At 29.8% G+C, this 13,740-nt stretch carries 11 protein-coding genes; 7 read left to right on the top strand and 4 right to left on the bottom strand.

All coding sequences use genetic code 4. The features are described 5' to 3' along the window. Positions 1–91: 91 nt before the first annotated feature. On the bottom strand, positions 92–1,444 hold the full coding sequence (locus tag QPK10_RS04565; RefSeq protein ID WP_368486829.1) for a M17 family metallopeptidase: 1,353 nt from the start codon (positions 1,442–1,444) through the stop codon (positions 92–94). A 143-nt stretch (positions 1,445–1,587) separates the two neighbouring features. Here QPK10_RS04565 and pepF point away from each other — a divergent pair, with 143 nt between their 5' ends. Beyond that, positions 1,588–3,396: an oligoendopeptidase F gene (pepF, locus tag QPK10_RS04570; RefSeq protein WP_368486830.1), complete on the top strand. Its 1,809-nt coding sequence runs from the start codon at positions 1,588–1,590 to the stop codon at positions 3,394–3,396. Here pepF and QPK10_RS04575 read toward each other — a convergent pair. Together QPK10_RS04575 and QPK10_RS04580 are read right to left on the bottom strand one after the other, a co-directional pair. Continuing rightward, positions 3,393–3,932 carry a cob(I)yrinic acid a,c-diamide adenosyltransferase gene (locus QPK10_RS04575; protein ID WP_368486831.1) on the bottom strand — a complete coding sequence of 180 codons (540 nt, stop codon included), beginning with the start codon at positions 3,930–3,932 and terminating at the stop codon, positions 3,393–3,395. The two genes, pepF and QPK10_RS04575, sit on opposite strands and share 4 nt — an antisense overlap. Positions 3,933–3,994: 62 nt before the next feature. Next, complete coding sequence (locus QPK10_RS04580) at positions 3,995–5,383, bottom strand: YitT family protein (RefSeq protein WP_368486832.1); 1,389 nt, start codon at positions 5,381–5,383, stop codon at positions 3,995–3,997. Positions 5,384–5,546: 163 nt separating this feature from the next. Here QPK10_RS04580 and QPK10_RS04585 point away from each other — a divergent pair, with 163 nt between their 5' ends. The 4 genes from QPK10_RS04585 (at position 5,547) to QPK10_RS04600 (ending at position 9,375) form a co-directional block, all read left to right on the top strand. Then, positions 5,547–6,539: a fructose-bisphosphatase class II gene (locus QPK10_RS04585; RefSeq protein WP_368486833.1), complete on the top strand. Its 993-nt coding sequence runs from the start codon at positions 5,547–5,549 to the stop codon at positions 6,537–6,539. A 127-nt stretch (positions 6,540–6,666) separates the two neighbouring features. After that, on the top strand, positions 6,667–6,939 hold the full coding sequence (locus QPK10_RS04590; protein ID WP_368486834.1) for a hypothetical protein: 273 nt from the start codon (positions 6,667–6,669) through the stop codon (positions 6,937–6,939). Between the two features lie 136 nt (positions 6,940–7,075). Then, positions 7,076–8,209, top strand: coding sequence for a sodium:calcium antiporter (locus QPK10_RS04595; RefSeq protein WP_368486835.1), 1,134 nt, complete (start codon positions 7,076–7,078; stop codon positions 8,207–8,209). A gap of 35 nt (positions 8,210–8,244) precedes the next feature. Next, entirely contained in the window at positions 8,245–9,375 is a 1,131-nt protein-coding gene (locus QPK10_RS04600; RefSeq protein WP_368486836.1) for a hypothetical protein, read from the top strand. 34 nt (positions 9,376–9,409) lie between these two features. On the opposite strand, the gene QPK10_RS04605 is transcribed toward QPK10_RS04600, so the two are convergent. Then, positions 9,410–10,270 (bottom strand): Cof-type HAD-IIB family hydrolase, encoded by an 861-nt coding sequence (locus tag QPK10_RS04605; RefSeq protein WP_368486837.1) that lies wholly within the window; start codon positions 10,268–10,270, stop codon positions 9,410–9,412. Positions 10,271–10,472: 202 nt separating this feature from the next. On the opposite strand from QPK10_RS04605, the gene QPK10_RS04610 reads away from it, so the two are divergent. Both QPK10_RS04610 and hrcA read left to right on the top strand, forming a co-directional pair. Further along, positions 10,473–12,614, top strand: coding sequence for an ATP-dependent Clp protease ATP-binding subunit (locus tag QPK10_RS04610; protein ID WP_368486838.1), 2,142 nt, complete (start codon positions 10,473–10,475; stop codon positions 12,612–12,614). Between the two features lie 99 nt (positions 12,615–12,713). After that, positions 12,714–13,733, top strand: coding sequence for a heat-inducible transcriptional repressor HrcA (gene hrcA, locus QPK10_RS04615; RefSeq protein ID WP_047791041.1), 1,020 nt, complete (start codon positions 12,714–12,716; stop codon positions 13,731–13,733). Positions 13,734–13,740 lie beyond the last annotated feature (7 nt).

A 13,740-nucleotide genomic window follows, 5' to 3' on the forward strand; every position in this document is an offset into this window, starting at 1 on the left:
ATGAGTCCTGTTGAATACAGAAAATCATTCCTATAACTTATTTTTAATATGTCTACTTTTCTTGACATATTCATTAAACTTAGTTTTTTATTTATTTAAACATTTCAAAGATTGTTTTAATCATTACCCCTGTACCATGACCGTTTCCGGTATCAGCTGTTCCGGCAATGTCTAAATGAATATATGGTTTGTCTTCTACAAATTCACATAGAAAGGCAGCTGCTGTTGAACTTCCTCCCATTCTTGATGGTTCAGCATTTGTTAAATCAGCAATAGGTGTTTGACGCATTACTGCAATATTATCCTCATGAATTGGCATTCTTCAAATTTCTTCGTGTGAATTTTCACTAGCTTTTTTAAATTCTTCATATCATTCATCATTATTAGCAAAAACTCCGGTCATAAATCTTCCCAAAGCAACTAACATTGCTCCAGTTAAAGTTGATGCTTCAATTAATTTATTAACATTTAATTTACGAATTGAATAAGTAATTCCATCGGCTAAAACCAGTCTCCCTTCAGCATCGGTGTTATCAATTTGAACTGTTTTACCGTTCATTGAAGTTATTACTGATTCTGTTAAAGTAGCTTTGCCTCCAATGCGGTTTTCTGTTAAACAAGCAACAGCTGAAATATTAACTTTTGCTTTTGCTTTTGCTAAAGCTAAAACTGTCGCACACATAATAGCAGCTCCTGACATGTCAAACTTCATTCCAACTAACGCATTTGATGGTTTTAGGTTATATCCTCCACTGTCAAAAGTAATTCCTTTTCCTACTAGACCTACTTTTTCTTTACTATCTGGATTACCATGGTATTCAAGAACTACAACTCGAGGTTCTAAATAACTCCCAGCGTTAACAGCCAATAATAATCCCATTTTTTCTTTTTCAATTTCTTTTTTATCTAAAATTGCAATTTTTAAATTTGGGATTTTTTTAGCCTCTTCTTCAACTTTTTTTGCAAAGATTTCAGGATACATTAAATTTGGGGGAGTATCTTGTAAGATTCTTGCAAAATTAACATATTCCATTTTTGTTGTAATTTCCATAAATTTATCATTTGCGTTAGGGCAATTATGAACTAAATTATAAATTACATCTTGTTCTTCCTTTTTATTTGTTGTTTTTAAACTATAGTTTTTATTTAAACCATAATATAAACCTTCTGCTAATGCTCTAAATAAGTGACTATTGGGTTCAGCATTTTTTTTAAAACTATCAACATCAATATTAATATTGTATTTATTAGTTTTAGTAAAATTAGTAATAAACTTATATGCTGCTTTGAAAGTTAATGGTTTTTCAAAATAAACATAAATAGTTTTATCTTCTGAAATTAAAGTTGTTCTTTCATTTTCTTTAATTACTAAATCGTTTACTTGATCATTTTCAAAAATAGCTTTTAATGTTAGATCTTGTTTTTTATCATTTAATACAATCATTATTTACTCATCCTTCTTTCTAAATAATCTAATATATAAAATTATAGCATTAAAACAAAGCACTATTTACTATATAATCAAATTATTTGAGATATAATAAGACTTAGAATAATATTTTATGCAGATAAAGGAGAAGATAGGAAATGAAAAGAAATGAAGCACCAGCCCAATATAAATGAGATTTTACAAATTTATATCCCACAATTGATGATTGAAAAAAAGATCTGAAGATTATTGTTGAAAAGTTAACAGAAATTATAACATTTAAAGGAAAATTAAATAATAAAGATATTTTTAAGAAATATCTCCAATTAGATGATGAAATTGATTTAATTGCCAGTAAATTAGGACAGTATCTACATATGGGTGATATTGATACAACTAATTTGGTTTATCAGGAATTATCCGGAGTCTTTGCCAATACTATTAATGAACTTTCAAGTCAATTAGCTTTTATTTCTCCGGAATTAAAAGCAATTGGTGAAGAAACTATTATGGGATGAATTAAATCTGATTCTGATTTACAGAAATATGAATATGGATATCGTAAATTCTTTCGTGAAGCGCAACATATATTATCTGAACGAGATGAAGAAATTCTATCATTAGTATCCCGTAGTCGCGGGGCAGCTTATGATATTTATGATTTATTAGCATATGCTGACAAAAAACCAGCTTATGTAAATTATCAAGGGAAAGAACAAGAATTAACTCAAGCATTATATAGTGAAATTACTGAAGAGACAGACCCGCTGAATGATCAAAAATTAAGAGCAGAAACCGCAAAATTATTTGTCCAACATTTAACAGATAAAAAACATTCCTTTGCAAGAGTTTATGAAGCAATTTTACAAGGAAGTGTTGAGTCAGTAAAATTAAGAGGTTATAAAAATACTTTACAAGCAGCATTATCAAGTGATGATGTTACGGAAGATATTTATGAAAGTTTAATTAAGTATGGTCGAGAAACAAGTCATTTAAATGTTCGTTATAATAAAATTTTGAAAAAATATTTTAAATTTAATAAATACTATGCCTCAGATAGTCGCTTAAAATTAGTAAAAAATGTGCCTAGTGTTAATAAAAAATATTCAGTTGAAGAAGCAAAAAACATTATTCGTGAATCATTAAAAATGTTAGGGCCAGAATATTTGAGTCAACTAGAAATTGCATGAAGTGACAATCGAATTGATTATTTTGAGGATACTAATAAAAGAGCCGGTGCATATTCATCCGGGGGTAATGGTGTTGAACCAATTATTTTGATGAACTGAGATAATACAATCTCATCAGTCAATACATTGGCCCACGAAGCTGGTCACTCGGTGCACACCTTACTAGCAGATGCAAATAATCCTCGCCCCTTATCAAACTATCCAATTATTTTAGCGGAAGTAGCTTCAACTGTTAATGAGCACTTATTATTTGATTATTTATATAAAAATGCGCAAAGTGATGATGAAAAAATTTATTTATTGCAAAATCGCATTGAAGAAATTACTGGGACTTTCTTCCGTCAAATTCAATTTGCTGATTTTGAATGAACTGCCCATAAAATGGTTGAAAATAATGAGCCGCTAGATGCTGATAAGTTAGCAGATTTATTTGAAAAAATTAGTAATGATTTTGGAAGTTCAGTCTTTGATAAGTATGAAGAAAATTCAAAACCTTATGGGTGAACAAGAATCTTGCATTTCTTTAATTCACCATATTATGTTTATAAATATGCAACATGTATTGTTGCCTCATTCAAACTATATAATGATGTTTTAAATAATAACCCTGAGACATTAATTAACTTTTTAAAACAAGGGGGTCGTAAAGAACCATTATTGATTTTAAAAGATATCGGAATTGATTATACGGATGAAAAAGTTTATGATGGTTTAATTAATAAATTAACTTCTTTAATTGACGACTTAGAAGCATTATTAAATAAAAAAGGAAATTAAAATTCAATTCCTTTTCGGGCAGGGATCTTTTCATAAAAGTAATGTTTAATTAATTTAACATTAGTTACTAGATCAACATTATCAATTAAGTTTTGGGTAATATGATGCCCAGAAAAAGCCAATTCAATATTTGGCTTTTTTGTTTTGATAACCGCAATTAATTCTTCTTCAGTTATCAAACCATTAACAATGCATCCTAATAATTCATCCACAATAATTAAATCAACATTATCACTCTGAACTAATTTTTGCAAAGTAGCAAACCCCGCGCGCATCTCTTCTTTTAAGATTGCTTTTTCTTGGTCATTCATTTCCCAAAAGAATTTTTGACTAGAAGAATAGAAATCGTAAATTTCCAAGTGGGGATGATTAATTTGTTCAAAAAATAACATTTCTCCGGATTGACGATTTTTTAAAAATCGTAAATATTTAACATTTCAATTATAACCAAGGGCACGAATTGTCATTCCGTTTAAAATAGAAGTTTTTCCTTTACCATCACCATAATATATATGAGTATAACCTTTTTTTTGCATTTTACTAAACCACCTTTTCTTAGATATATTATAGAATAAAAAAATAATCCAAGGAGGATTATTTAATCTTTTATTTTGTGGGGCATTTGATAAGTTTTATAAGTGGTTTGAGCACGGATAATTGCATCAGGATCAGCTAATAAAATAGTTTCGCGCACTCGTTTAAAACTAATTAACGAAATAGTAATCATTACAATATAATTATTATCCGAAAATTCGTTATTAAGATTTTTAGAAACTTTTCAAATGGTATTATTGCGATAACCATTTTCTCGTAAACGGTCAATAATCACTTGGGGATTGCTTGTAATCACCATCAAAGTTGTGTTGCGGTATTTGGGGAAAATTTTATTTGAGACAATTCCACAGACAATAATAACCATAAAGGCCGCAAAGAACGGTGCTGAGAAATAGAAGGTAATAAAATCAGGGTTAGGAGTTGGTGTTTTAACTGCATAACTCATTGCTCATGTTATTAACATTACCAAGGTATTAACTAGGATTGACACATTCCCAACTGGTTTTTTCTTTGTTCTTGAAATATAGTTATTTACAAAGTCTGTTCCCCCTGGACAAGCATCACCAATGTATAAGAAACCATATCCAATTCCGTTTAAAATCGCTCCAATTAATCCAAAGAAGAAAATTCATAAATCTCGAACACTAGACTTGTCAATATCATTTAAATTTTGTAAAAAATGGAAGTCTGTTGAATTAATGACAGGGATTCCATGGTAATCTCCAATCCCGTTAATAATAATATGGAAAGCCGTTTGACAGACCATAAAAATTAACGTATTTATGGTAAATCTCCGACCAACCATTATTCAACTGAAAATAATTAAAGGGATATTATTAACAATGTAAAAAACATAATACATTAAGTTAGCATTGTTAATATTTGAATCATTTAAGGGTGGGAAAATATATTGGGCAAAGATTTTCCCGACCGCTCCTAACCCTGGGGGGAGAACTTTTGAAGGAGTTAAGAAATAATCAAAAGCAATGGTACAAATTAAACCAGCTAAAACAAGATAGATATAACCTTTATTTTGTGTTTTTTTAAGATAGTTTTTTGCTTCGAGTGATAATTCATCTTTTTTGATTTGCTCTTCATTATATTCGCTCCGAAGAGCACTGATTTTTTCTTTAACACCTAATTTATTTTCAAGTTCAACAAGTTGTTTTTCATAAGCAACTATTTTATTAACAAATTTATTAATAATTTGTTTTTCTTTGTAGTCAAATTGTTCTAATTGTAATTTTAATTTAAATTCTTTTGACTGATCAGGGTTCTTACTTAATTTTAATAATTTTTGCTCTAGTTGATTTTTATATTCGGTGGTTTCATTAATATATTCTTTCATCATTCGTTCCGTTTGCCGAATATTTTTCTTAATATTTTCGTAGAGCTCTTCATCTGCTAGCTTTTGCTTTTTCGTTTCTTTCAATTTAATCACACTCACTCTTTTATTAATACAATAACAAAGTTATTATATCCCTTTTTATTATTTTTGTTCTTAAAAATTTTCATAATTTATTAATATTTATCTAAAAAAATGTTTTAATTAAAAAGAGTATCAATAAAAAAAGATAGTAAGGATTGAAAAAAACATGGAAACCAATAGTTTACTTTTTTTAAGAGCAGTTGAATTAGCAGTGATTGCTTCTTATGAATTAGTTGGAAAACAAGATAAAAATAATCTGGATAAAAAAGCTGTTGATATTATTAATTTATTATTAACTAACCATAATGCCAAAGCTAAAATTGCAATTGGGGAGGGGGAATTAGACGAAGCACCGATGCTTTATCAAGGCCAAACTTTTACTAATAATCATCCCATTACAATTGATATTGCAGTTGATCCCATTGAAGGAACTGCTCCGGCTAGTAAAAATGAAGAGGGATCAATTTCTTGTATTGCAATCGCTAAAAATGATTCAATGTTACAAATTCCGGAAATGTATATGGAAAAACTATTTATTGCTAAAAAAGATGAAGGGCATATTGATTTTACAAAAGATATTAAGTGAAATTTAGATAATTTATTAAAAATTAAGAAAACTTTAAAAGTTATTATTTTAGATAAACCTCGCCACCAAGAAATTATTCAATATATGGAAGCGAATAAAATCGAAGTTATTCGGATTAAAGAAGGAGATGTCTTAGGAGCCATTGATGTTGTTTTAGGGCGCGCAGATTTATTATATGGGATTGGTGGTGCGCCTGAGGGAGTCTTAATGGCTTCTTTGGCAATTGCTACTAATCATATTATGTTTAATCGGTTGGTACCATATCAACAAATTTGACCATCGGAGAAAGAAACTGCTGAAAGAATGAAAATTGAAGCAAAGGGAATGCAACTAAAAAAATTAAGTTACGGTTTAATTTTACGAGAAAATGATTTAGTAAAAGATGATAATACGATGTTCTTTGCCGCTAGTTTAACTGGGGGAGCATTATTAAAACCGTTAACAGTTGAAAACAATGAATTTATTGTTAATTCTTTTATAGGGTATAATAATATTTATCATCAGATTGTATCAAAATATCCAATTGTTAAGGATATTCAGCACTTATTAACTGAATATAGTTTTTGCAAATAATTAGTTAATAATTAATTAGTTAATAATCTTCTATAATATTGTTTTTTGACCATCATTTTAAAATTGTTTTAATTTTAATTCTTAGATATAATTATAATATGTAATTAAATAATGAGGTGAGAGTCAGATGGCCGAAAAAACAATGGCAGAAATTTTAGCTGCCGCTAAAAAAGCTAAAACAGTAGTAGATAGTGAAAAAATTGAAATTGCTGATGGTGAAACTTTTGATTTGGCAAATTTAACCTTAGAACAAAAATTAAAATTGCGGAAAGCAGCAAATAATCCTGCGGATCCAAATTATCAAATCTGATTACAACTAAGTAAGGAAAAAACGGGAAATTGACAAAAAATTGATAAAAAAGATATCAAAAATTTATCTGAAGATGATGAAAATGAATAAGAATGATCTTATTCATTTTTAATTAAAATTGAATTGCTATTTTAAGATAAAGGTCTATAATTAGTGAAACTAAAACTCAGGAGATGAGGGTTAGTTTTAAATAAAATTAAGAGAGAAATTTATTAGAGGTATTATTATGGTTAATCATATAGTATTTTTAGCAAATGATAGTTTAAGCATTTTAAATCAAATAGAAAATTGGCATCCAATTAAGTATTTTATTTGATTTATTTTTTTATTAGTTGCCACAGGGACCTTTTTTGGCGCAAAATTGTCCTCAACATATTTATCGGCTCTTACCCAACGAACGCGGTTAGGAACCGCTGTTGCTGGGGGGATTATTTTATCTTTTATTAGTGCAAGCCCGGAATTAACCGCTGCCTTAGTTTCGGGAATTATTGGTCACCCAGAGTTATCGGTATCAGATGTAATTGGTTCAAATTCAGTAATTACTTTTTGTTTAGCATTAGCAAATATTATTTTTTTAAGAAAAAAATTATTTGCTAATACAACCAAATGAAATAACATTATGATGTGGTTATTACTAGGGTTTGATTTATTATTAGTAATTACCTTAATTCCAATTAAGGAATTTGCGTTTATGCGAGTTACGATTCCAGGTATCCGCTTGTCGTGAGTTAACTTAGTAATTTTTATTAGTTATATTATCTTTTTTGTTTTATTTACTAAACATGCTAGTAAAGAACAAACAACCGAAATTGATTTAGATACTGAAAAAGTAGCTATGAGTCATCTAAAGTTAAAACGGATTTATACTATTTTTGGTTTAGGAACAGGATTAATTATTATCTCTGCCTTTTTATTAACTTTTACCGTTAAAATTATGCAAGCACCCAGTGTTTATAATATCCCCTCAACTTCGGCTGGAGGTGTGTTATTAGGATATGTTACAGGTTTACCAGAATTAACATCCTTATTCTTTTTAGCAAAATTAGGGCAAGGAACAATTGCCATCAGTGCGACGGTTGGTGCCAATTTATTTCATTATTTCTTTAATTTCTTTTCCGATATTGCCTATTTTAACGAAGGAGAGTATAAAACCATTGCCACAACTAATCTTCGCTATGAATATTTCTTAATAATTTGTATTGAAGCGTTATTAACAGGATTACTAATTTTAAATACGCGGAAAAAAATTAGTAATAATAAAATAATGTTAGTCACAATTAGTGTGGTTATTATGTTAGTTTATGTAATTGGTTGAACCGCCAATATTGCCTTAACTTCAACAAATGTTATAATTAAGTAAATTAAAAGAAAAAACTAAGTAAGTGGAGGAATGTTATGGCCAAAAAAGCAGTTAATTGATCAATGATAATTACTTTAATAATTGGGATTGTGCTAGTAGTAGTATTAGGAGTTGTCGTTTGGTATGTTTTAAAAGTTAAAACAGAAGATACCGGCAATAAATATAGTGCTTGTTTGTTGTACGAAGAGCATTCTCCAGACAAAGTTAGTTCTGATCGTGGTCAAAAAGCAGAATTGATTCGCCAGTTACAAGACCCAAATTTTAAAATCTTGCAAAAACAAAAGTTAAATTATAATGATTTTACAACAGATGATTTTAATTTAATTAAAGCTTGTGAAAGTAATATGGTCTATAAAGCTAGCCAAACCGCAATTAATACTTTCCAAGATTTATCAGTTCCAATTGTTTTCAATAGTGTTAGTGATTTAGAACGTGAATTGAAAAATAATTATGATTTAGATTTTACTAGTTTAGTTAATTCAACAACTGGTGATAAAATTGCTTTTGCTAATAATACCCTTGATTTTTTTAATAAACTTAATAACTTATACGGAAACAAGATGTTAAAATCAATTTTATATAATCTTGAAACAGGTTCAATGGTTGATCCCCAAGTTGTTGCGGTAACAAAGTTTGGGGGTTGAAGTTCATATGGGGTTTATCAGTGTATGGTGTTAGGGCCCCGGGCCGCTGATGTTAATTTAGCAAGACAACAATATGATATTGGTTATTGGTCAACAAAAATGGATATTAATACATTAGTGCATGAAATGGGCCATGCATTATCAAATTATTCATGAACTTATGCGTCTGATCGCCAGTATTTTAATAAAAACCTTGGGGGTATTCCTACTTGTCAAAGTCTTAATTATGGTAAACCAACAAGAGTTAGAATTTATAATGAAAGCCCAAATGATTATTTAGTTCGTTATTTAGGCCAACGCGCCGGGATCGGAAATGGTTATCCTTTGCAACAAAAATTGGCTGCGTGGTCTTTTGTACAATCTGGTTATGGTCGTGGAGGTAGTGACACTGGTGGGAATGGTGAATTATTTGCTGAAGCTTTTGCCCAATGACTTTTAACACCAGATAACCAAAAAGGATTAAATTGGCAAGTATTAAATGATTTTTATACCAATGCGTTAAAACAAGAATATGCTTTGTAATAAAAAAAAGTTTGAATCTCAGATTCAAACTTTTTTATACTTCTTCACCATTTAATAGTTTTTCAAGATAATCACCAACACCACCCTCATTATTTGTTAAATGGGTAATTCCCCGCGCCAGTGCTTTTAAGTTATCATTACCATTTTTCATTGCAATTCCATAACCGACTGTTTGTAGCATTTCACGGTCATTCATTTCGTCGCCAAAAGCAATGACATCACGGATGTCAACATTATAATATTGGGCTAAGATATTAGCTGTAAATCCTTTGGAAACTAATTTATTATTAATGTTTAACATAATAGTATTACTGTTTAGTTTTTTTCCAATATTAATTCGGACTGAATTTTTATAATTATCAAACATTCTTAAAACTTGGTCTTTATCATTATCGTTTTTTAGATATAAGGCCATATTACTAGCTGGCCCTTTTCAATTATCAAAGGGATCTGTGATGAAGTATTCATCATCAGCCACGTCATCTAAATGGAAGTAGTTTTCAACTGCTTCATCTTTTTTTCAACAAATTGCTTTATCATAATGTTCAATCAAAATGTTATCTAAGGAATTCTTAATTTGGGGATTATTAATAATATCCATAATTACATCATATGAAATTGAAAAAACAATTCGTTTAAATTCCCGTTTTAATGGATCATGAATATGTCCACCGTCAAAGTTAGTCAATAAGGTTGTTAAACCTAATTCTCGATAAAATCGGATACTAGCGCGGTGTGGTCGCCCAGTAATAATACAAATATGGTGACCATCATTAGTTGCCTTTTTTAATACTTCAATTGTTTTGGGATGAATTGATGTACCATCATCCATTAAGGTTGTTCCGTCTAAATCAATTAAAATTAAGCGTTTTTTATTTAAGTGTTGTAATTTCATTGTTACCTCCTCTATTATTCGCTTGCTACAATACTTATTATATAATAAGGGAATATTTTTGCTAAAAAAAGATAAAAATTTAGCACTTAATAATTGACAATGCTAATGAGGATTGGTATGATATAAGTGTTATTAGCACTTAGAATAGTTAATTGCTAATTGACAATTGTCATGTTTATTAGTGATAAAGGAGGTATTTATTATGGAATTTACACAGCAATATGAGCCGGGGAAAGATCCGAAAGTCCTTGATAAGTATGCTAAAAATTTAAATAAATTAGCCCACGAAGGGAAAATGGATCCTATTATTGGTCGTGATGATGAAATTAATCGGGTAATTAGAATTTTATCAAGAAAAACAAAAAATAATCCTGTGTTAATTGGTGAACCAGGGGTTGGAAAAACTGCCATTGTTGAAGGACTAGCCCAGAGAATTGTCAAAGGTGATATTCCAAGTAACTTAAAAAACAAAATTATTTATGAACTGGACATGGGAGCTCTAATTGCCGGTGCTAAATATCAAGGAGAGTTTGAAGAAAGATTAAAAGCAGTAATGAATAAAGTAAAAGAATCAAATGGTGACATTATTTTATTTATTGATGAATTGCATTTAATAGTAGGGGCTGGAAAAACGCAAGGAAGTATGGATGCTGGTAATTTACTAAAACCATTACTAGCCCGCGGTGAACTTCACTGTATTGGGGCCACAACTTTAGATGAACACCGCCAGTACATTGAAAAAGATGCTGCTTTAGAACGTCGGTTTCAAAAAGTAATGGTTAATGAACCATCAATTGAAGAAAGTATTTCAATTTTACGGGGATTAAAAGAACGTTTTGAGTCATACCATGGGGTTAAAATCCATGATAATGCCTTAGTGGCCGCTGTAAATTTATCATCACGCTATATTACTGATCGTTTTTTACCAGATAAAGCAATTGACTTAATTGATGAAGCATCAGCAACTATTAAAACGGAAATTGCTTCAGTTCCGACAGAACTTGATAATTTAAACCGGAAAATTTTACAATTGCAAATTGAAAATGCCGCTTTAAAAAAAGAAACAGATAAGGCTTCAAATGAAAGATTAGTAGATGTTAATAATGAATTAAAAATTTTGCAATCAAAACAAGAAGTCTTACATAAACAATGAACAAAAGAAAAAGAAAGCATTACGCAATTAAAGCAAGTAAAATCAACAGTTGAACAGTTGAAAACAGAATTAGAACAAGCCCAATTACGTGGTGATTTTAACCGTGCGGGGGAAATTCGTTACTCATTATTACCAGCTTTAGAAAAACAGCTAGAAGAACAAGAGAAAAAAGCTTCTGAGTCACACCTTCTAAAAGAAGACGTCACTGAACGGGAAATTGCTTCAATTGTGGCAAAATGAACGGGAATTCCAGTTGACCGTCTAGTTGAATCTGAAAAAACAAAATTATTAAATTTAAATAAAATTTTACGAAGAAGAGTTAAAGGACAAAATGAAGCAATTGATGCGGTTAGTGATGCGATTTTAAGAAGCCGGAGTGGTATTAAAGATCCTAATAAACCAATTGGTAGTTTCTTATTTTTAGGACCAACCGGAGTTGGGAAAACCGAAGTTGCTAGAAGTTTAGCATATGTTTTATTTAACTCAGAAAAACAAATGGTTCGTTTAGACATGTCAGAATATATGGAAAAACATTCAGTAAGTAAATTAATTGGAGCTCCACCAGGTTATGTCGGTTATGAACAAGGTGGACAATTAACGGAAGCTGTTCGTCGTAGTCCATACTCAATTGTCTTATTTGATGAAATTGAAAAAGCTCATCCTGATGTCTTTAATATTTTGTTACAAATTTTAGATGAAGGACGAATTACAGATAGTCTTGGTAAAACTGTGGACTTTCGAAACACAATTATTATCATGACTTCAAATATTGGTTCTGAATACTTATTGTCAGAAAACAATGAAGGAGTTGGCCAATTAATTCAGAAAGAATTAGCTCGTAAATTTAAACCAGAATTATTAAACCGGATTGATAATGTTATTATCTTTAATGCCTTATCAAAAGAGGTTATTAAAGAAATTGTTGATAAAGAATTAACTGAATTAACAACTCGAATTGAAAATACAAAAAATATTCGAATTAGTTTTTCGGATGATATTTATCAAAAAATTATTGATGAAGGTTATGATCGGGAATTTGGAGCCCGTCCAATTAAACGCTATATTCAGAAAAATATTGAAACAGTAATTGCCAAAGCAATTATTAGTGAAGAAATCCAAGAAGGAAAGTCGTATACAATGGCTGTTGAAAATAAAGAAATTGTCATTAAAAATAGTTCAAAATTAAATTAGCACTTGTAATATTAGAATGATAATTTATAATATTAATTGTTAGCACTAAACTGTGCTAATTGCCAAAATTAATTTTATTGAACTATAGGAGGTGTTAGCATGTTAACAACAAGACAAGAAAATATTTTAAAATGTATTGTTGAAGAATACACTAAAACAGCACAGCCTGTAGGAAGTAAATTTATTATGGAATCACCATTAATTGATGCTTCATCAGCAACAATTAGAAATGAGTGTGTTATCTTAGAAAAAGAGGGCTATTTAGAAAAAGAACACACTTCCTCAGGAAGAATTCCTTCAACAATGGGTTATCGTTATTATGTTGATAACTTAATGGATAGCAAAAATATTGATGATATTAAAAATCGGATTGAAGGATTATTTGCTAACCGTAATATGTCAATCAATGATGTATTAGATCAAACTGGTAAGATTCTAAGTGAAATGACAAACTTAACAACAGTTGTGGTTGGTCCTAATATTGAACAAGAATCACTGAAAAAAATTGAATTATTGCCAATTAGTAATGATCGCGCTGTTGTGGTCTTTGTGTTATCCAACGGTCATGTTGAAAACAAAATGTTTGTTACCAACGAAGATTTTTCAATTAGTGATCTTAAAATATCAATTGAATTATTTAATGATCGCTTGGAAAATACCAAGATTAATGAAATCGAAAAGAAATTTGATCTTATTCGTCCAATCTTAGAACAACAAGTTAAGCATTATGAAATGATTTTAAAACAATTTGCCAATGCTTTAACAAGTATTGTGAAACCAACCTATACAACCCATGGGATGCAATATATGTTGCAAAACCCGGAATATAATAATCCCGAGCGGATTAAACAAATTGTTAAATTTATTGAAAATATTTCCCCCTTTGATTATTTCCAAAAACAGCAGTCAAAGGAAAAAGAAAACAAAGTAAGTGTCCAAATTGGGAAAGAAACAGGATTTAACAATGATGATGTTGCATTATTATCAACTACTTATAGTGTTGATAATATCCAAGAAGGTGGGATTGCTTTGGTTGGGCCCAAAAGATTAGAATACGATAAGGTTTATGAAATTTTAGAATGATTATCAGATAAAATAAAAGAGGTTTATAACAAATAGAAAAGAA

This window comes from Spiroplasma sp. DGKH1, from assembly GCF_040940205.1.
Lineage (GTDB): Bacteria > Bacillota_I > Bacilli_A > Mycoplasmatales > Mycoplasmataceae > Spiroplasma.